Raw genomic sequence first — 19976 nt, forward strand, 5'->3', positions numbered from 1 at the left:
AGCAAATTTTACTAGATTTTCGCAAAAGTATTAGCGTGAAAATATTTATCAGGTGCGAATAAAACTTCAAAACTAAGTTTTTTGATCAACTGGTAAAAGTATTGATTGATGTAATTCTTGTGGGACGTGCCCCTAAACCTCAACAGGAATAGAGACACGCTGTCAGATGGATAACTTACTTTGGTTTTACGCAACTGGCCTGATACGGACCATCCAGTTTAGTTTGAAAAGAGTAGGCATGGCAGGTTTTAACATACTCATTATTTTTGTAGACTTGGACCGTGACGTGCTCAAACGTACTGTCGAATGGCAAGTTGCCGCCTTTGTGCCAGCCCTTGGTGATCTCCAGGTCTGTGTTGCCGATGGAGTTGTAGCCGTTCGTGATAGACTCTTGAACGGAATTGGAAAGCGTTTCTGCGATCGTGGTTTTATCGCTGTCGGAGGATTTAGAAGCCAGTTGCTCCGCCGTCGCTAGTTTGTCTCCAATGTAGACCGCCGCTTGCGCGCCAGAAACTACCATTGTTGAGGCGAGAAACGCGCTCAGAATCATTCGTGAAAGCTTCATTTGGTTCTCCTGTTCTTATTGGCCCAACCTTGGGCATTCAGGAGACGCAGACAGAAAGGTTTTGTGAAGCGGACGAGATGGCAGGCTAAATCTTAACTCTCCGCTGAAGGGCAGGCTCCACAAGAACCGTCAATCATGGACTTTTGCTTCAGCACGTCGAAAATCTTTTCAAAATCTTCCTGCTCAAGACCGGATTGCTCTTCAATGACCTTTGAAATGTGTTTGATGGTCTGAGTGCGGAGCGCCTGACCTTTGCTCGTCAGTGCGACCTCGATTGCGCGGCGATCTTCTGCGGAACGTTGACGCTGCAGCAAACCGAGTTTCTCGAACTTATCAACCAGCACAGTCACGTTGGAGGGCAGGCAGAACAACAGGTCTGCGAGCTTGCCCATGCGCACCGGTTCGCCCAGATGCAGCAGCATATTGGTTTCTGTCGGTGTGAGCTTATCAGCGTATTCCGAGTAGGATTTATGGATGCGTCCCAAAATTTCCTGAAACTGGAAAAGCACAAGCATGCTTGCCGGTAAGTCTTTCATTTCATTCACGTCCTCAAATCTGCAGGTGGCGTCATATCAGGTTTGCTTTAAAAAAGTAATATTTATAATATTGAACTATTAAATCATTGTAGTATATAAAGCGCAACAGAACGGAGTAAAGACATGTCCAAGTCAGTTGTGATTTATGGCGGTGGAATCGCCGGAGCGACCCTTGCAACCCAGCTTTCAAAGCATGCCAATGTGAAGCTCGTCAGCTCGCTTGATTATTTTGAGGTGCCAATGGCCATGCCCCGTGTGGCGGTGCAGCCAGACTATGCGCATCAGGCGGTTATGCCATTTCATTCGTTTTTGAAGGGCGTGGACTTCATTCACGGCAAGCTGGAGCGGTTTACTGGTGAAGTCGGGCACGTCATCGGTGTTGATGGTGCTGAGCATACGTTGGAGGCTGATATCTCCATTCTGGCAACTGGTAGCCGGTTTCCCTCAGAGCTGATCCGCCCGACCTCTGGCTCAACGAAGGAGCGACACGCTGCGTTCAAGTCGACCCATAGTGCGATTGAAGCTGCGCAGAAAATCTTGCTTGTTGGCGGTGGCCCTGTTGGCGTTGAGATGGCGGGTGAGATTATCGAGCGGTTCCCGCAAAAATCGGTTGTTCTGGTGGAATCCAGCGGTGAAGTCCTCAAAGGCACCTCCCGCAAGACGGCAAACCATGCCGTGAAAGTGCTGCAGCAGCGCGGGGTGACGTTCATGCTAGGCGAACGCGTGCTTTCACCTGCGCCATCCAGCTCACTGAAGGCTGAAGCCGGGCAAGCCAAGCTCTCTAGCGGCGAGGTGGTAGATTACGACCTGATTATATGGTGTGTAGGCGGCAAGCCGAACACGGATTACATGCAGCAGGATCTTGCTCATCTGCTTGATACACGCGGCTATATTGCGGTTGAAGACACGTTCCAGATGAAGGGCAAAAGCAGCGTCTTTGTGCTTGGTGACATCGCCGGGATTGATGAAGTGAAGAAGGCGCTGTATGTGCGCGGTCATGTGAAGACTGTGGCCCATAACGTGTTGCAAATTCAGAAGAACCCGCAGGCCAAGTTGAAGAACTACAAGCAGAAAACCAACGATAACATGATGGTCGTCACCCTTGGCAGTCAAACCGGTGTTTCTGATGTGCCGCCAATTGGTACAGTGAAAGCCAGCTGGTTCACGCGCATGGCAAAGGCAAAAACCATGCTGGTGCCCATGTACCGCAAAGCGCTCGGTGCTGCTGCCAAGGCGTAGACGCTCAGCTTGTGGTGTGCTGCTTGAGCAGAGCTGCTTCCTGATCAGCTGTCAAACCGCATTTGAGAGCTGTATCGCGCCGGGTACGGTCCCAGGCCAGCAACGGGTCGAGTGTTTCGTTCAGTGGGCGACAGGTTAAACCGGCTGCCTGCGCACGGGTGGTGTCCACGTTCATGAAGTGCGCGAAGTCTGGAAGGGAGGGCATCATGACGGGCAGATCGGTCCACGGCTGAATGCCAGCATCAATAACATGCTCTTCCTCCACCCAGTGCAGGCGAGCAGAGGAGTTCGCTTCTGATATGATGGCCTGCAGGACATAACTAAGTTGAAGCGGAGGGCTGGTGACATTCCAAATGCCTCCGCGTTTGGTCTGCGCACAGGCCAGCGCGAAATCAGCCACATCCCGCACGTCAATCATCTGCACCTGTCTTGAGGCCGGAGCCGGAGCTGGGACCGCAGGGTCTTGCGGTGTGGCCTGGTCAATACGGCGGACCCACCAGGTCAGCCGATCCGTGTAATCTCCAGCGCCAACCAGCAGGCCCACACGCAAGGAGGTTGCCCGCTCACCAAGTACTTCTTCTGCAGCAAGCTCACATGCCCGTTTGAGGGCACCATAAGACGCGCCGTAAGAAGCCGCTGAACTGCGCTCTGCAGGTGAAAGGCCCTGAGCAACAGCCAGATCATCCTCAGTCGCAGCGGGCACAGGGTCTTGTTCATTCAAACGAGGTTTTGCAAATGTGCCGTAGGCTGAAATGGAGGAGATGAACATATAGCGCTGCAGTTGGTCTCCAAGCGCACCAAGCAAGCTGCGCACGGCATCAGGTGAGAAGGCGCAGGTGTCAAAGACCCAGTCAAACGTATGTTGTTTCAAAGCGCTAAGATCACCGTACCGATCAGCTGTGATTGCTTCAACGCCCTCTGGTAACGATCGTTTGGTACTACCGCGCACCAGCACGGCAACCTGATGGCCTGCACTGACAAGCGCATCCGTTATCGCGCCGCCTAGAAAACCGGTGCCTCCAACAACCAAAACCCGCATGACAGTCCCCCCTGTTTGTAAAGTACCCTAGACGTACTGATGTGGTTGTCCAGCCACGGTGCTCGGATTGACGAGGATAGCCACATTGACGTTGCGGCTTCCCTCTGCTATTTCCCCAGCCCTCAGCTGCAGCAATTGGTGCGCAGCACAGTTTGGAGCGAACCATGTCTTTCCGCGTTTCGCCCTTAAAAGGGCACTGATCCTTCTTAGAGCCAGCGCTAGCGGCCTTTAGGATCTTCTTTCGAGCCATTGCTCGGAAATACTTTCAAGAACTATAGGCCATTCTTATGGGCAATTTACGCTTGGATTGCGCGACCCGCGCTGCCTGTGCGCCTGCGCCAATCCATAAATTCTATGGGACTTCTGCCTGGATCCTTGGGGATGCAGAAGTCCAACTTAACAAACTCGCTGAGCTTGAAGGCGTCAAACAGATCGCCGCGTTTCCTGATCTTCACCCCGGTCCGGTCGGTGTCGCTATCCTGTCTGATCGCGTGCATCCGCACATGATCGGCAATGACATTGGCTGCGGCATGACCGTGTTTCGCACCTCCCTCAGTGCTCACAAACTAAAACCGCAAAAACTGGCGGACCGTTTGCGTATGCTTCAGGATTATTCTGATCTGGAAGAGGGACAGGCGCATCTGCGATCTGCTGGTTTGCCAGAGGATCTGTCTCCCAATGCCATCGGCACAATCGGCGGGGGCAATCATTTCTGCGAGGTGCAGGTTCTGGCAGAGACGCCGGATCCGGACCTTGCCTCGAGAGCTGGTATTTCAAAAGGCGACGTACTGCTCTTCGTGCATTCCGGTTCCCGCTCCTTGGGAGCCAGCATCTTTGATGAATATGCAGCACTCGGCCCGGAAGGGATGCCAAGTGGGGAGGAGCGCACTCACGCTTATCTCAAGTGGCATGCCCTTGCTGTGCGATGGGCAAGCCTGAACCGCAAAGTGATCGCAGAGCGGGCAGCTGCTGCTCTGCGCTGCGATGTGGAGCTGGTGGTGGACAGCAGCCATAACCTCATTGAACCGTATGGTGATGCATTCCTTCACCGCAAAGGAGCAGCCAAAGCCGATGTGGATCTGGTCCCGCTGGCGGGCTCTCGCGATGCAAAGAGCTTTTTGCTGAAACCAACCGGCAATAATCCAGAGGCACTGTCCTCACTGGCACATGGAGCAGGGCGCAAATATGACCGCGCGTCCATGCATGGGCGTATCGCAAAGCAGAAGTCTGTTCGCAATGCTTTAGCGCGCACGTCTTACGGCGGGCGCGTTGTCTGTGAGGATAAACAGCTCCTCGTGGAAGAAGCTCCGCAGGCCTACAAAAACTCTGAGGATGTGCTCAATCAGTTGGTTGAAGCACAGCTTGCCACATGTGTTGGAGTGATGACACCTGTCGTCACGTTCAAGACGGCACGTGGTGCGGATGAGCGGAGGGGCAAACGATGAAAAAGAATGCATCTTTGCGCTTGCTGATAACATCCGGTGACGGACCTGCGGAATGCAGGCTCGCCATTCGGCATACACTTGGTGCCATGGAAAAAGAGGCGAAAAAGCTTGGGCTTTCCATAGTGTGTGATCCTGAGATCTCCGGTATGTCTGCTGATGTAGCGTCTGTTGCAGTCACGCTCTCAGGCAGCGGCAACGAGGCCTTCGCCAAGTCGTGGCATGGCACAATCAAGTGGACATGCCAGAGCCCGTTTCGCCCCAACCACAAACGCCAGAACTGGTTCATTGGTGTGTTTGAGTTGCCGCCCCTCTCAGAGGAACGCAGTGAGCTGAAACCAGATGAGCTTCGGTTTGAGACGTTGCGCGTTGGTGGGCCGGGTGGCCAACATCAAAACAAGACCGAAAGCGCGGTGCGTGCGACCCACGTGCCGACTGGTCTCACTGTCGTGGCTCGGGATGAACGCTCACAACACCGCAACAAGCAACTCGCTGTGCAGCGCTTGCAGGAAAAACTTGCGGGTCTTTCTGTGACAGAGGAGGACCGCCTGCGGAAAACACAGCGACAACTCCATCACGAACTGGAACGCGGAAATCCTGTGCGTTGCTTTAAAGGTGCACGCTTTAAGGAAATCTGATTTGAACAACCACGGAGTGCCTCTTTAAACTGGCACTTCGTGGCTCAGATTCGCCTTGGGGGAAATCCGATAATGACTGATATTGTGAATGGGCTGCTGCTGCAGAGCAAATGTGTTCTCATGGGCTTCCGGTCGCCAGCACGGCAGAATTCCCCGAATGTCTGGAGTTTCCCCGGCGGTCATGTTGAAGCCGGGGAGAAACTGGAGGCGGCTCTTTTGCGTGAACTGAAAGAGGAAACTGGCATTCAGGCAGAAGCCTTTGCAAAAATCACCGAATTCATAACACAAGCTGACGATCCGCAGGACGCAATTGTTTTTCACCTGTTCACTGTGACCCAATGGCTGGGTGAAGCTGAGAACCTTGGTGATGAGCATACCGAACTGCGGTGGGTGGGTTTTGAGGAAGCTGTCAGCCTGCCTGACCTTGCATTTCCTGAGTATCGGGAAGTCTTTGACGTGCTGAGAGAAAGAGGAGAGCTGTGAGGACAGCTCAGTGAAGTCAGTTCTGGGTATCCTGCTGTGCGTTTGTCTCGGTGATTTTGCGGCCCCACTGGATGTTGGACCAAACCATCTCATGCAGGAAATAGAAGATGAAGCCGAGGATGGAGCTGACGATAGCAATGCCGCCGCCGAGCGTGACGGAGCCCGTAAAAACAAATCCGATCAACGTCATAGAGAAAAGCCCCATGACTTGCCAGGTAACTGATTTTGTAAAAATGCGTGATGCAGTGTCCATATAAGATGTCCAGGTAAGAATGTAATTCCTACTCTCGTTGCTACCGGAGAAAATGCAGATTGGACATTTGGTAAATTAGCTGCAATAAATTCATTTTGTTGATTATAATCTGCAATGGTGATTTTGATGGACAAACGCGACAGAGCGACTTTGTTTCGAAACAGGTTGTTTGAAGCGATGGCAGAGGCCGATGTGACGCGCAGCCAACTGGCTCGCAATGCGGGTGTTGATCGCTCTACCGTTGGTCAGTTACTGAACAATGAAAATCCGCGGTTGCCCAACAGCCAGTTGCTGGCCGATCTGGCAGCCTCGCTCAGGGTGAGTGCGGATTGGTTGTTGGGGCTCACCAACAGGCCAGAACGTCCGGGTGATATCATTGCAGCTGCAATGGCCTTGAGCCCGGCGGAGCGATCCTCCGTTGATGAGCAAATCCTCAACTGGCACAAGGAAGCAACCGGACTGAAAGTGCGCCATGTGCCAGCCACACTGCCTGACATTTTAAAGACAGACCGTATGCTGGCGTGGGAGTATGCCTCGTTTCGCGGGTTGGACCCTGAAGAGGTGGTTGGGTCTATCAGCGGACAGCTGGACTGGCTGCGCTCGCGCCAGTCTGATTATGAAATCGCCATCCCGCTTCATGAGATACAAGCCTGCGCGCAAGGCATTGGCTATTATGCGCATCTGAATAAAGAAACGCGGGTTGAGCAGCTGAAATTTGTGGCGGATACCTGCCGCCAAATGTTCCCCCGCTTGCGTCTGTTTCTCTTTGATGCGCACAAAGTCTTCAGCGCACCGATCACCATCTTCGGACCAAATCTGGCGGTGGTCTATGTGGGGCAGTGCTATCTGGCTTTTCGTGAAGCGGAAAGGGTCAGCTCGCTCACTGATCATTTCGACTGGCTTGTCCGCGAGGCCTCCGTGGATGCCAGAGATGTCGCAGATTATGTGGAGACCCTGATCGCATAGATCTGCGGTTCAAGTCACTTCGGTTCTCTCAATTTCGGTCTCCCACGCAGGCTCGGGCAGGTTGTGCTCTTTCAGGCAAGAAAAGATCTTGACTGTGAACAGCAGGCCGAGCCCCAGCTCGAATGTGCTCAGGGAGATCCAGATGAGTTGAAGCGCACCCTCCTCAATGCTCCAGTTGTAAGCAATCAGATAGGAGGCCGGGACGCTGCCAAACCACATGGTGAGGATGCGGGTTTTGAAAACATATGTGTTTTGGTGAAAGCTCTGCAACATGCCGCTGGCGATGAAGGAAACAGCAAAAGCCACCGCATAATACCAGATGTGTGAGGTGACGGAGACTGACAGCTCGAAAATGTCCTGCCCATAATTGCCAAGCGAGAACAGAGAGGTGATCTCCCGATCAAAGCTCTGCAACAGCACCGTCACGACTGCCACGTAGGAAAACGCCACGAACAGGGAGGCGCTGGCAATTTTAGGAATACGTTCAAACTGATTGCGGCCAATGGCTTGTGAGGACAGGATCGTCGCGCCATTGGCAATGCCGATCACCGGAATGATGCCGACATAATTGAGAATGACGTTGAAGTTGTTGGCCGCCAGTGCGGTGGCCCCCACCATGGACACAGCCCAGATGATGGCGGTGTTGCCAATCTCATCCGTACTGTCATGTGCGCCCAGAGGAACACCACGTTTGAAGAGCGCAATCATCTCAAAAGCCCGGCGTGATTTACTGATCAAGGCCTTCGCCTCATTCAACGCTGCAACCCGCAGGGCGCGAGGTGTTTGAGTGAGGTAGACAACCAACACAGCGAGGGACCCAAGCACTGTGCCGATGGCGGAACCCGCCATGCCAAGCTCGGGAAATCCATAGAGCCCGAACACCAGAACATAGGTCATGGGCATGGACACCAACTGGCCTGCAATACTGGCCTTAAAAATGAGGCGTGTGTTTCCAACAGCGCCAAAATAGCAACTCGCTGCGCCGTCAAGGATCATGATGGACCCAAACAGCATGGCCCAACTGAGATAAATATTCTCCAGTGCAATGATTTCACCCGGTCGGGAGCTGAACTGCGACAGGTTCATCAGTAAAGGCAGTGTGAGGATGAGGCCCAATACGCACAGGATTGCGACGGCGAACAGTCTGCCACCCATCTTGTGTGCCGCTTCTATTCCGCTGCGGGCATAAGCTTCTGCAATGACTGATCGGCCAATCTGGGTAACGCCGGAGAAGAAGGAGATTGCAGACATGCCCATGAAGACCGCCGGGCCAGAGGCCGTGAGGGTCTGTTCGGAATAGGCGGCGAGACACAGTCGGTCTACGATCATCATCAGAGTTCTGCCGGACATGGCCAGCATCAAAGGACCTGAAATGCGCAGAACCCGCGTCAGTTCATGATGGAACAGCGGAAATCTAAGCAACTAAGAAATGTACCTTACGGAAATAAAACTAAAAATCGTAGCCAGTATATATAGCTCTTTCTAGTTGTAGATACACTTTTACGCAATGCACATGGCTATACACATGAATGAGAGTATGTGTTGCTGCTCCGCCACAAACGGTGTAGGCCGCTACGTTTTCAGGCCTCACCGGCAAATGAGGCGAGGCCTGTTTTTTATGGCTTTATAAGCACTTGCTCAGCATGAGAGTGCGTTTGAGGCCTTAAGCCTTTGCCGTCTGTTCTTTTTCATTTACTGGTTGGCCAAAGTAAGCGCGATACATGAACATGACGATTGAAAAGATACCCCAGCTAAAGACAATGTCTCCGGGCACGCGTGCCCAGACCAATGCAGTCATAACCGCGCCATGGATCGTTTCTGGTGCACGGGCGAGCCAGTAACTCTCAGTAAAGCTGATGTAGGCCTGGTAAATCCCTTGCGGGATCAGCGAGAGCCCGAGCATCATAGCAAGGCCGATATTGAGCCCCCAGAACGCTTGCTGCAGCCACTTGTCACTCCAGCGATTGTCTGGAATGAGGGAGCGCAGACAGAACAACATGAGGCCAATACCCAGCAGGCCATACACGCCAAACATGGCGGCGTGACCGTGGGCTGGTGTGGAATTGAGACCTTGCATGTAATAGAGTGCCAGCGGTGGATTGATGAAGAAGCCGAGCAAGCCAGCGCCAACCAGATTCCAGAACAGAACCGAGGCGAAGAAGTTAAGCGGCCACTTGTAGTGGTTGATCCATTGAGTGTTCTGTTCCAGCTTGTGGGTCTGATAGGCCTCAAAGCCGATAACCAATAGCGGAACAACCTCCAGCGCCGAGAACACTGCCCCAAGAGCGAGCACGCCTATTGGAGTACCGCTCCAGTACAGGTGGTGGAATGTGCCCAGCACACCGCCGGCCATAAAGATGATGGTGGCGAAAATGACGGCGACAGCTGCGGTTGAGGCGCGTAGCAGTTTCAGATTCACAAAAATGAGTGCGATGATGGCTGTCGCGAACACCTCAAAGACGCCCTCAACCCACAAATGAACCACCCACCAGCGCCAATATTCCATGACGCTGATATGAGTGTTCTGGCCCCAAAGCAGGCCTGCGCCGTAAAGCAAACCAATGGCAACAGCGGACAGCAGTGTGAGAGCAATGAGACTGCGATTATGACCGCCCTTCAACGCGGGATAGAGAGCACGCAGGACCAGACCAGTCCACAGCAGCAGGCCGATGAAGAGGAAGATCTGCCAGAAGCGCCCCAGATCAACATATTCGTAGCCTTGATGACCGAACCAGAAGTTCATTGTGCGGGAGAAGAACTGATTGACCCCGAGCCATTCGCCAGCAAATGAACCTACGACGATAATGATGAGACAGAGCCAAAGGAAGTTGACGCCAAGTGTCTGATAGGCTGGGTCTTTGCCGGAAAGTAACGGTGCCATGAAAAGGCCTGTGCCCAGCCAGGCCGTTGCGATCCAGAACACAGCCAGCTGAGTATGCCAGGTGCGTGAGATGGAATAAGGGATGAACTCCGCCAGCGGGATGCCATAGAGATCCTGTCCTTCAACGGCGTAGTGAGCGGTGAGAATTCCCAGAGCCACCTGAGCAACCATCAAGGCTACAACCACCCAGAAGTATTTGGCTGTCGCGCGCATGGATGGTGTCAGTTTGGCATTCGCCAGTGGGTTCTTTGTTGCTGCACCGCCTTCGGGCACAATGCGCTCGCGCCATAAATCATACTGGCGCACGTAATAGAAGCACAGGGCTCCTGCACAGCCGAGCAGCAGAAGGATGCTGACAATGGTCCAGATGAAGGCGGCTCCGGTGGGCTGATTGCCGACCAGTGGTTCATGAGGCCAGTTGCTGGTGTAGGAGATTGTATCATCTGGCCGGTTGGTGACGGAGCTCCAGGAGGTCCAGAAGAAGAAGGCGGAGAGTTTTTTGGCTTGGTCGGGTGTGATCAGGATGTTGGGAGGGAAGGCGTAATCGTCTCGAAGGTTTTGCCCGTCGATGTTGTCATAGGACGAAAACAGCCTTGTGAAGTGATCTTCCACATGTCTGACGGCAATTGCCCTGTCGTCTGAAATTGTGATGGTTTCGTTGGCAGGGTTGTAGCGGTTGCGCCGCATTTCGTCTTCTATGAGGACCTGAAGGAAGGCCCGTTGCTCATCGCTTGGTGGGGTGTAACCGGAACCAACTCGATCGCGGTGGTAAACATCCAGAAGAGCCAGTGCTTCACGGTGCAGCCAGTCGGTGGACCAGTCCGGCGCTACATAGCTGCCATGCCCCCAGACGCTGCCCTGCTGCATGCCACCTAAAGACTGCCAAACATTCTGGCCTTCTTCGATGTCATCCTTTGTGTAGATGATATCGCCATTGTCCGAGACCACCATGTCCGGGATCGGCGGTTTCAAGCGGTAAATTTCAGCGCCAAAAAAAAGCAGAACACCAAATGAGAGGACCATGCCAACGGCGAGGAATATCCAAAGCCGTTTGAGTGAAAAGGTTACATCATAGTCCTTGTCAAACATGCTTGTAGCTCCTGACCTCGGGGGAAACACTGGCTTGCGTTTCAAATCAGAGTATCAATCTGACTTCGGCCGTGCCTCCCTCAAAGTTAGGAGAGGCGCTTATGTGCCCACTGGTACGGCGCTAACCGGGTTTTTCTGTGGCTCGTTGGTGAGCCTGCTACGCAGTAGTTCGCCTTCCCCCTCAACAATCGGGTAGGCGACAGTGGTCAAAAGCGCATTCAGGTACTTCAGATCACTGATGGTTTCCAGATGAATGGAGCTTGTTGTCCGGCTGGATTGACGGTTCTGGCTCAGGCGGCGCAGGTGTGCATCGCGGCTCTTGTATTCCAACTCACGCACAAGAACCTTGCGAGCAACCAGATCCCGTGCAAGCTCAGCATCGCGAGTGATGAGCACACGCAGAGAGAGTTGCAGGTTTTGCAGCACTGCGGCGTGGAGGTCTTTGATTTCCTTCCAGCCTTCCTGCGAGAACTCCTTGTTGAGACCGGATTTCTTCTCTGCCAGAACAAGCAGGTTACGCTGAACGACATCGCCCATCTGTTCCAGACAAACGCAGTAGTTCATCAATTCCGTATACTTCTGATAGTCCTCGTCGCTCATGGATTTGGTGGTCACATCAGTCAGATACTCTTTGATGGAGCGGTGCAGATCGTCGATCTCGTCATCCATCTTCATCAACCGTCTGGCTGTGTTTGCATCATCGCCGCGGAACACCACCATCACACCACGCAGCATGGCTTCCACCTTTTCGCTCATATGCAGCATTTCACGGGTAGCAGCGTTAAAGGCGAGGTCGGGGGTTTCCAGCAACTTGCGGTCAAGCAGGCTGAGACGCTCCATAACAGCATCTTCGTCAGACTGGCCTGCGCTATCAGAGATAATGAGTTTGGTCAGGCGAGCGACAATGCCAATGGTTGGAATGCCCAGCAGAACAACAGCAAGGTTGAACCCACTGTGGAAGTTAGCGATTGCACGTGCCGGATCATCGCCCAGCATGTCGATGGTGAACACATCAAAGCGCATCAGCAGCAATGTGATCAACACACCGGCCACGCGGAAGATCATATTGCCAAGCGGTACACGGCGTACATCTGCACTATCGCTCATGGTAAGGACCAGAGGGATAATACTGGAACCGATGTTTGCGCCTAAAATGAAGAGCAGAGCACCTTCCATCGGCAGCACGCCGGTGCTTGCCAGTGTCATGATCATGAGCACCACTGCAACGGATGAATGCAGCAGCCAGGTCAAAGCAGCTGCTGTGATGATCGCAACGAATGGGTCACCGATCAGCAGGTTCAGGATGACTGGCAGAGCCCCACTTTCACGCAGAGGCTCGGAGGCCATGCCGATGAAAGACAATGCGATCAGCATCTGCCCCACGCCAATGATGATGCGGCCCGTCTGGCGCATGGTGCGTGTGCTGCCGCGCGAGAACAGGGCGCCACCAACAACAAGACAAACCGGTAGCAACCAGCTGAGGTCCAATGAGAGCACCTGAACGACCATGGTGGAACCAAGGTCTGCGCCAAGCATGATGGCAAGACCAGCTGCCAGCGTAATGGAGCCTTTGCTGATGAACCCGCGCGCAAGAATGGCTGTAGCCGTTGCACTCTGCAAGATGATGGAGACTAAAAAGCCGGTTGTGAAGCTGGTGTAGCGGTTTTTAGAAGCTTGCTGCATCCAACCTTGGAATTTTTGACCAACTGCCCGCTCAACGCCTGTCCGGATCATTCTGGTGGCCCAAAATAATAGGGAAATGCCGGCAGCAAGGTGTAGAAGTATTTCAAAACTGCCCATCACAGCCTCCGGATTCAGCTCTCGCGGTTATTAATAGGAGGCTCACTTAAACGCAGTTGTCGTGATGCACGGCAAAGGTCTTTAAGCAGGAGTTGTCGGACTATCAGAATATGCGAGATCTCTCGCTTCCCCGTTTGGACGAGAAGGGAAGCAAGGGATCGCTCGCGTGCCTTGGGAGCTTTAGCGGATTCTTGAAATCGATCCGGCAACCAAATTAGCCACCTCAATGATTTAATAAATAACTTAAGACACTTATGCCAATAACTCAATATGCTTAGCTCAATTATGACGAGAAATTTGCGCAATAATTGCGTTTTTTGAGATGTTGCGTGATCACAGCAAACTTATGAGGTTGAATTTTATGAACTCTCGCAAGGCTCTGAAATAATTGAATATTTATTAGTTGGCAAACCAATGGGAAGCAGTGCTCGCAAAATGCGCACAACGTGCGTTTTCCCCAGCCCCTCACAAAAACGTAATATGGCGCCTTTCGATCAGCACTTCCTGTAATTGGCTTGGTTTCGCCCAGATTTGAGGCCCGACTGCAAAGGTGCATCAAGTTGAATGACCCGCTTCGATCTTGTGTGATGTTTCAAACCAAACGCGTTTGTCATGTAACTATGATGGGAAATCTGCGAGGTATTGCGGAGAATGGCTAGGCTATTCTCAGAGAGTTGGTTTAGTAATTTCTCATAGTAGATCACCTATCACTTTTTATAGAGAAAATTACTTTGAGGTTTCTATGAGTTTTATGCGCACGTTTCTGTTCTCGCTCTCGTTGGTTCTTTCACTCTGTTCTCTCGCTCAGGCTGCTGATGAGCCAACGGAGGAACAGGCCGCGACTATCGCAAAGTGTGTAGAAGAGAAGGGCGGTGGCTATCCGGCTATGGCTTGCTTTGGAGAGGTGATGGAGCAGTGTATCGGCAGTCAGTACCAAAACAGCCACATGATTTTCTGCGCAGTGCAGGAATACATGGTTTGGGACCAGCGCCTCAACACTGCGTATGCTGAGATTATGAAGGTGGCCAGCACCAATGTGAAAGCCAGCCTGAAGAATGCGCAACGCAACTGGATCAAGTTTCGTGATGACACGTGTTCCGCGAATGCGCTGATTTATGAGGGTGGCAGCAACGCATCGCTCGCCATGTCTGTTTGCATGGGAGACCAGACTGCGGTGCGTAGCCTGCAGCTCCAGCAATTTCTCGTCGAAGCAGGTCCGCACTAATCAGGATTGAGAGGGCTCACTGATGAACATGGCCTCTCTCTTTAAAGGGGCCAATATTCGGGAATAGCAGTACAGGCCAATGTGGTTAGGCTGAACGGATGCTCGTTTCAAAATCTGTCGCGTAATCCATTTTGAAATCCGACCCCGCGTTTCATGGATACGCCTTAAGGTCTGTGCTGATGAAGAAGGTTCTGATCCATATCGGTGCGCATAAAACCGGTACAACTGCCCTGCAAAAGCAGCTCTACTCTAAACACCCTGATTTGTTTGATGATTGTACAAGCTTTAAAACAAGCTCATTTATGCGACTCTATGAAAACCGTATGATCAAGCCCAAAGCAGAGGAACTGGCAGACCTTTTTCAGGAAGCAATTATTAAGCCAGAGACAGACACCTATCGAATTTCTCACGAAAGGCTCATGGGAAAGGCGTTCGTCCATAAACAGTTCTATCCCAACGTCAAACGTTATTCTCAGCTCGTGAAAGAACTGCAGCGACGAGGTGTGCAAGTTAAAACGCTGGTCACCGTGCGAAACCGTACCGATTTCCTGGTCTCGTTCTTTCTCCATTGCCTGTCGTGGCATGGCACTCCCAAAACCTTTCATGAATTTGCAAATAAGGCAGTCACCCCCTCGTTTGCATGGCAAAGCGTTGCACAGCAACTAGAGCGGATTTCTGTCACGTATCTGCCTCAGGAGGCGATGGAGAAGCATCCGGTTGAGTATGTTGATCTCATAAACAAGTTTTACGAGAAGAAACTGCTGGAGCCGGATGATCTCAGTCACCGGGCCAACTCAGGTCTGAATGAACTTGGACTATCTGTTATTCCGCAGCTTTCCGTTATTGAGGACACTGGGCTGCGCAATGTACTGCTCAAAAGCGCGCTTGATTATTGCAAGCAGGGCAAACGAGCAGCGGTCCTTTCCAAAGATGTTGAGGGGATATATCGCAAGCATTTTCTGGAAGGAGACATTGCTTTTGCCAAAGCAAACTTTCCTGCGCCTTTCCGAAAAATCTATTCACAGACGAAACCGGTGGCAGAACAGTTCTGGTTTGCCTTCGCAAAGGCTGATGCCTGAGCAAGTTCTCTGTGTCGCTTGCAAACCGTCAGTCTTTCAAATTCCCTTGTCTCTATAAGGGGTTGAATAGGAGCATCGGTGGAGATCAGTGTGCTTGCTGACGGCATATCTGTGCGAACTGAGCGGCTTTGGGTGAGGGCAAGTCGCTGATATCCTGTATGGTAGCCCTCATAACGTTAAACTCACGCCGGTTTTACTGTACCGTTAGTAACGCACTGGCTTAGGGTGCAAATCACTCAACTGGCAGGAGAAACCTGACCTCCTCCGATTTATGGGGTAGGCTTGTGCTATTGCGCAGGTTTCGCTGCAGCTTGAAAGCAACAATAATAACAGATGGACGCAAACGTCCCGATCAAGATGAGTGAAGAGGCGCCGTGTGACGCAGGTTCAGCTGAAAAACCTCTCAAAAGTGTTCTCAGGAACGCCTGCGGTTGATGCCATTGATCTTGATGTGGCGTGCGGCGAGTTTCTGGTGCTGCTGGGCCCGTCTGGTTGCGGTAAAACCACGAGCCTGCGTATGGTCTGTGGTTTGGAGCAGCCGACCTCCGGTTCCATCTGGTTCAATGGGCGGGATGTGACCACTCTGCCTGTCCAGAAGCGAAAAGTTGGCCTTGTTTCTCAGCGCTTCGGCCTGTTCCCACATATGACGGTTGAACAGAACGTAGCCTTTGGTCTGTCTGTGCGCGGCCTTTCAGCAGATGAGCAGATGCGGCAGGTGGGCGAGATGCTGGAGATCGTCCGTCTCTCGGCGTTTGCTAAGCGCTTTCCTGCTCAGTTGTCCGGTGGACAAATGCAGCGCGTTGCGATTGCACGTACGTTGGTGACCAGGCCTGAAGTGCTGTTGCTGGATGAGCCAATGGCGAGCCTTGATACGCTGCTGCGTACTGAGATGCGCCAGTTTATCCGCGATCTGCATGATGAGTACGGCATGACGACGCTGCTGGTGACCCATGACCAGATTGAGGCGATGGATCTGGCGGACCGGATTGCGGTGATGTTTGACGGTAAAATAGCGCATCTTGCAGCACCCGATGAGATTTACCAGCGTCCAGCCAATGAACAGACTGCCCATTTTATGGGGCATTCCAATATCTTTGCATGCACACCAACATCTGATGGGCATATCGAGAGCCCTTATGGACAGCTCATGCTGGGAGCTGGATCAAGCCTTGGTACTAAACAGCCAACAAAGGCTATGCTGCGGTTTGAAAGCATACAGATTGAAGAGTGCCTCGAAGCACCGCAGAAAAATGCGTTCTCCGGCACAATCACACGAGCAGAGTTTCTTGGAGCGATGATGCGCTACACGCTTCAGGTGGGAGAGGGATCTCTGACCGTTGAGGAAGCATCTACAATCAAAAGAAAAACAGGCGATGCGGTCACTGTGACCTTACCGCCAGAGCAAATTTGGCTGCTGCAGTAAAAGCGGCTGAAGAACCGGTTGGGGCAATTTATGAAGAACACAAAATCACGCATTAAACAGATGCTACTTGCAAGCACGCTCGCTGTTGTCAGCTGGAGTAGCGCTGTGCAGGCAGAAGACGCTCCGGGCATGTTCCGCAGTGAGTTTTTGAAGGGCAATCTGGGGTGGGAAGATGTCACCGCAAAAGCGCGTGATGAAGGCACCGTCAACTTTTATTACTGGGGCGGGTCTGACATCATCAACCTGTGGGTTGATCAGGTGGCAACACCAGCATTGGCCGCCGAAGGGGTGAAGCTGAACCCTGTGCGCATCACAGCAACTAAAGACACGGTAGATGTGGTGATTGCCGAACTGGCAGCAGGTCGCGGTGAAGAACAGGGCAGTGTGGATCTGGTCTGGGTCAACGGCGAAAACTTCTACTCTCTCAAGCAACAGAATGCGCTGTGGGGTGCTTTTGCCAACCGCCTGCCTAACTCTGTGAATTTTGAGTGGGATGAGAGCGATCCGCGCTCACTTCTCAACCTGCGTGATTTTGGTGTTGAAACCGGTTTTCAGGAAATGCCCTGGTCTGGTGAACAGTATGTGTGCTCCGTCAACCGCGCCCACGTCTCTGCAGAAAACACACCGGCGACCTTTGCTCAGCTGAAGACCTATCTGGAAGCCAATCCGGGCAAGTTCACTTATGTGAAGCCTCCGCATTATCTGGGCAACACCTTTGTGCAGTCTGTCCTTTATGCGCACAATCCGGACGGCACCGGGGCTGCGCCTTACCAGCAGAGTTTTGAAGAGATGGGCGGCGAAGAGCTGGCACGCCTGATGGAGCCAGGTATTGAGTACCTCAAGAGCATCGAACCATTGCTATTAGGCGGAGCTTCCGGCAAGCCACGTTATGCTGAAAATTCTGGTGAACTCGATAATCTCTTCCTCAATTCTGAAGTGCACTTCAATTGCAAGTTTGGTGTGTTTGGCAATCACAACGGTCTGATCACGGGTGCCTATCCGGAACAAGCGGAAGAGATGATCTTCCCGGCTGGCAACATGATCAAGAACAAGAACTACCTCGCCGTTCCACTTAACAGCCCACATCCGGCAGCAGCTCTTGTGGCCATCAACTACTTCTCTTCGGCAGAAGCGCAGGCCTCCAAGCTGAAAACTGCAGGCATGCCTGTTGGTCTGGATATGTGGCGCCTGAGTGAAGAAGAAACGGCAGAAGTTGCAGCCTCCGCGCCTCCACATTACGGCGTGACTCAACAACAGCTGGATGACAACATCGCGCCAGACACCAACGCCAGTCTTGTTGATGTGATCGAAGCCACCTGGTTGGCGGTTATTGAGCGCAAAGACGATAAGCCTCTGGCAGATATCGTTGCGCAGGTCTCCGGCGAACTGAACAACTAACATCTTTGCGGGTGGCGGCTTTCTGCCATCCGCTTTTTATGAAACGAAAACTGATGCCCAAGGCACTTCCAGCAAACTCCAAAACGGCCGCATCTCCCGCGCTCATGCAGAACCTGCGTGATGTTGTTGAGGTGATGCCTTTGCTTGTGATTTTGCTGGGGTTGTTTGGCGGAGCAGTTGTGCTGGGCATTCTGCAAAGCTTTGGCTATGCGCCGTGGTTTGGTATCAATGAGTTTCCAACAACCCGATATTTTGAACGCCTCTGGCTCTCCGTTGATTTTTGGGCGTCATTGGGCCTGACGCTCTATTACGGCTTTGCAGCAACACTGATTGGCCTCGTCATTTCGATCCCTCTCAGCATAGCCCTGTCTAAGAAGTTCAGAGCCTCGCGGGTTTTTGGGGCACTCATCCGTTTGCCACTTATGGTGCCGTACACCGTTGGCATTGCACTGGCGCTGGTGATGCTGGGCAATGGCGGGCTGCTCTCGCGCATCTCTGCAGGTCTTGGGTTGATTGATGATCCGGCTCAGTTTGTACAGATCCTCAAAACCCATGGAGGCTGCGGGATTATCGCTGTTTATGTTTGGAAGCAGGTGCCGTTTATGACGCTCACCCTTTCCGCCGTTCTGGCTCGAAAAGGCGAAGATACGGTGGAAGCAGCCATGGTGCTGGGTGCCAATTCCAGACAAATCTTCTGGCGTGTCACGCTGCCACAAATCATGCCGGGCATTGTCTCTGCTTCCCTGATTTGCTTTGCGTTCAACATCGGTGCATTTGAAGCACCGCTTATTCTGGGTGGTGGTTATCCGGATACTCTGCCTGTGTTGGCTTGGCGGTATTTTCAGGATGCCAATTATGCGTTCCAGTTGCAGGGCATGGCCGTGGTCGTTTCACTGGCATTGGTTTCCGGCATCTTCCTCGCAGTTTACCTGTTGGGTTACCGCAGATATGAGCGGGCAAGGGGGCGCGTCTGATGATCGGTTCAAGCTCAAACCTCCGGGACATCAAATCCATCAGTCCATGGCAGCGCCTGCTGGTGTTGGCCATGGCAACCTTTACCATCGCACCGTTTGCACCACTAATCATCCAGTCTTTGGCTTTCCGTTGGGCATGGCCGAACATTTTGCCAACTGTCTGGTGGCATGAGCAACGGGAGCGCTCTCCGTTTCCATTGGCATGGGACTATGTGTTCTCGCCAAGTTCTCGCGTTGCAGAAGCGACCGTCAACACGCTTGGTATCGGCATTGCAGTGACTCTGTTGTGCTTGCTTATTTGTCTGCCCGCTGCTCGCGTGCTGGCACAGCGGAACTTTCGCGGTAAAAACCAACTTGAGTTTCTGATCGCTTTGCCGCTTCTCATACCTGAAGCTGCCATTGGTATTGCTTTGCTGATGATCTTTATCGCGCTCGGCTTTGCTGGCACCTATGCAGGCGTCATTGTGGTACATCTGATCCCAACAATTCCCTACATGGTGCGTATGCTGACGGCGGTTTATCAGGGGCATGGAACGGACGCAGAAGACCACGCACGTGTTCTTGGTGCCAATCGCCGACAGATTTTCTTCCGCGTGACCTTGCCTATGATCCTTCCCGGAGTGATTGCAGGTTGCCTGTTCACCTTTTTGGTCTCAACCAACCTGTTTTTGCTTACGTTTTTCATCGGGCAGGGGCAAATCATCACTCTGCCGACGCTGCTGTTCGCAAAAATATCCGGCGGTGCTCTGGATGCAACAGGAGCTGGCATTGCCCTCATCGCGTCTGTGCCCGGCATCATCCTGCTGATTTTCACAGATCGCTTTATTCGCAGCTATCCGTTAGCTGAGTAATCCCTAAAATAATTAGAGATCTGTCTCGTTCAACACACATGAAGTGTGAGCCTTTGGGTACGTTGAAGCCATGGGAAGAACTTTAGGCATTAGAT

Annotated in this window: 18 protein-coding genes; 11 read left to right on the forward strand and 7 right to left on the reverse strand. The window is 52.5% G+C overall.

The features are described from left to right. Positions 1-175: 175 nt before the first annotated feature. Together PsAD5_RS21055 and PsAD5_RS21060 are read right to left on the reverse strand one after the other, a co-directional pair. Positions 176-565, reverse strand: coding sequence for a hypothetical protein (locus PsAD5_RS21055; RefSeq protein WP_153039884.1), 390 nt, complete (start codon positions 563-565; stop codon positions 176-178). 92 nt (positions 566-657) lie between these two features. Further along, a complete protein-coding gene (locus PsAD5_RS21060; RefSeq protein ID WP_063287703.1) occupies positions 658-1101 on the reverse strand; it encodes a MarR family winged helix-turn-helix transcriptional regulator in 444 nt (147 codons plus the stop codon). Positions 1102-1224: 123 nt separating this feature from the next. On the opposite strand from PsAD5_RS21060, the gene PsAD5_RS21065 reads away from it, so the two are divergent. Further along, complete coding sequence (locus PsAD5_RS21065) at positions 1225-2340, forward strand: NAD(P)/FAD-dependent oxidoreductase (protein ID WP_063293534.1); 1116 nt, start codon at positions 1225-1227, stop codon at positions 2338-2340. A gap of 4 nt (positions 2341-2344) precedes the next feature. On the opposite strand, the gene PsAD5_RS21070 is transcribed toward PsAD5_RS21065, so the two are convergent. Then, on the reverse strand, positions 2345-3379 hold the full coding sequence (locus tag PsAD5_RS21070; RefSeq protein ID WP_063293535.1) for an NAD-dependent epimerase/dehydratase family protein: 1035 nt from the start codon (positions 3377-3379) through the stop codon (positions 2345-2347). A gap of 287 nt (positions 3380-3666) precedes the next feature. Here PsAD5_RS21070 and PsAD5_RS21075 point away from each other — a divergent pair, with 287 nt between their 5' ends. The 3 genes from PsAD5_RS21075 to PsAD5_RS21085 all read left to right on the forward strand — a co-directional run bounded on the left by PsAD5_RS21075 (position 3667) and on the right by PsAD5_RS21085 (position 5942). Then, positions 3667-4824, forward strand: coding sequence for an RNA ligase RtcB family protein (locus tag PsAD5_RS21075; RefSeq protein WP_084406019.1), 1158 nt, complete (start codon positions 3667-3669; stop codon positions 4822-4824). Further along, on the forward strand, positions 4821-5459 hold the full coding sequence (prfH, locus tag PsAD5_RS21080; RefSeq protein WP_063293536.1) for a peptide chain release factor H: 639 nt from the start codon (positions 4821-4823) through the stop codon (positions 5457-5459). The genes PsAD5_RS21075 and prfH overlap by 4 nt, the downstream gene beginning before the upstream one ends. 72 nt (positions 5460-5531) lie before the next feature. Further along, positions 5532-5942, forward strand: a complete 411-nt coding sequence (locus tag PsAD5_RS21085; RefSeq protein ID WP_063293537.1) for an NUDIX hydrolase — start codon at positions 5532-5534, stop codon at positions 5940-5942. A gap of 16 nt (positions 5943-5958) precedes the next feature. On the opposite strand, the gene PsAD5_RS21090 is transcribed toward PsAD5_RS21085, so the two are convergent. Continuing rightward, positions 5959-6195 (reverse strand): DUF2061 domain-containing protein, encoded by a 237-nt coding sequence (locus PsAD5_RS21090; RefSeq protein ID WP_063287708.1) that lies wholly within the window; start codon positions 6193-6195, stop codon positions 5959-5961. Positions 6196-6321: 126 nt separating this feature from the next. Between PsAD5_RS21090 and PsAD5_RS21095 the strand changes: the two genes are divergently transcribed. Continuing rightward, positions 6322-7161, forward strand: a complete 840-nt coding sequence (locus PsAD5_RS21095; RefSeq protein WP_063287741.1) for a helix-turn-helix domain-containing protein — start codon at positions 6322-6324, stop codon at positions 7159-7161. Positions 7162-7170: 9 nt separating this feature from the next. On the opposite strand, the gene PsAD5_RS21100 is transcribed toward PsAD5_RS21095, so the two are convergent. From PsAD5_RS21100 to PsAD5_RS21110, 3 genes are all read right to left on the reverse strand, one after another. Then, complete coding sequence (locus PsAD5_RS21100; protein ID WP_063293538.1) at positions 7171-8583, reverse strand: MATE family efflux transporter; 1413 nt, start codon at positions 8581-8583, stop codon at positions 7171-7173. Between the two features lie 241 nt (positions 8584-8824). Next, a complete protein-coding gene (locus PsAD5_RS21105) occupies positions 8825-11131 on the reverse strand; it encodes a nitric-oxide reductase large subunit (RefSeq protein WP_063293539.1) in 2307 nt (768 codons plus the stop codon). Between the two features lie 99 nt (positions 11132-11230). Continuing rightward, positions 11231-12931 carry a Na/Pi cotransporter family protein gene (locus tag PsAD5_RS21110; RefSeq protein WP_063287462.1) on the reverse strand — a complete coding sequence of 567 codons (1701 nt, stop codon included), beginning with the start codon at positions 12929-12931 and terminating at the stop codon, positions 11231-11233. A gap of 742 nt (positions 12932-13673) precedes the next feature. On the opposite strand from PsAD5_RS21110, the gene PsAD5_RS21115 reads away from it, so the two are divergent. The 6 genes from PsAD5_RS21115 (at position 13674) to PsAD5_RS21140 (ending at position 19881) form a co-directional block, all read left to right on the forward strand. Next, the gene (locus tag PsAD5_RS21115; RefSeq protein WP_063293540.1) at positions 13674-14156 is read left to right on the forward strand and encodes a lysozyme inhibitor LprI family protein; all 483 of its coding nucleotides are present in this window, start codon (positions 13674-13676) and stop codon (positions 14154-14156) included. A 179-nt stretch (positions 14157-14335) separates the two neighbouring features. Beyond that, on the forward strand, positions 14336-15235 hold the full coding sequence (locus PsAD5_RS21120) for a sulfotransferase domain-containing protein (protein ID WP_063293541.1): 900 nt from the start codon (positions 14336-14338) through the stop codon (positions 15233-15235). A gap of 376 nt (positions 15236-15611) precedes the next feature. After that, positions 15612-16658 carry an ABC transporter ATP-binding protein gene (locus tag PsAD5_RS21125; RefSeq protein WP_063293542.1) on the forward strand — a complete coding sequence of 349 codons (1047 nt, stop codon included), beginning with the start codon at positions 15612-15614 and terminating at the stop codon, positions 16656-16658. Positions 16659-16688: 30 nt separating this feature from the next. Beyond that, entirely contained in the window at positions 16689-18056 is a 1368-nt protein-coding gene (locus tag PsAD5_RS21130) for an ABC transporter substrate-binding protein (RefSeq protein WP_063293543.1), read from the forward strand. Between the two features lie 53 nt (positions 18057-18109). Further along, positions 18110-19030 carry an ABC transporter permease gene (locus tag PsAD5_RS21135; protein ID WP_063293544.1) on the forward strand — a complete coding sequence of 307 codons (921 nt, stop codon included), beginning with the start codon at positions 18110-18112 and terminating at the stop codon, positions 19028-19030. Further along, complete coding sequence (locus PsAD5_RS21140) at positions 19030-19881, forward strand: ABC transporter permease (RefSeq protein ID WP_208988726.1); 852 nt, start codon at positions 19030-19032, stop codon at positions 19879-19881. Before PsAD5_RS21135 ends, PsAD5_RS21140 begins: the two co-directional genes overlap by 1 nt. The last annotated feature ends 95 nt before the right edge of the window (positions 19882-19976 follow it).

The sequence above is a fragment of the Pseudovibrio sp. Ad5 genome (assembly GCF_001623095.1).
Taxonomy (GTDB): domain Bacteria; phylum Pseudomonadota; class Alphaproteobacteria; order Rhizobiales; family Stappiaceae; genus Pseudovibrio.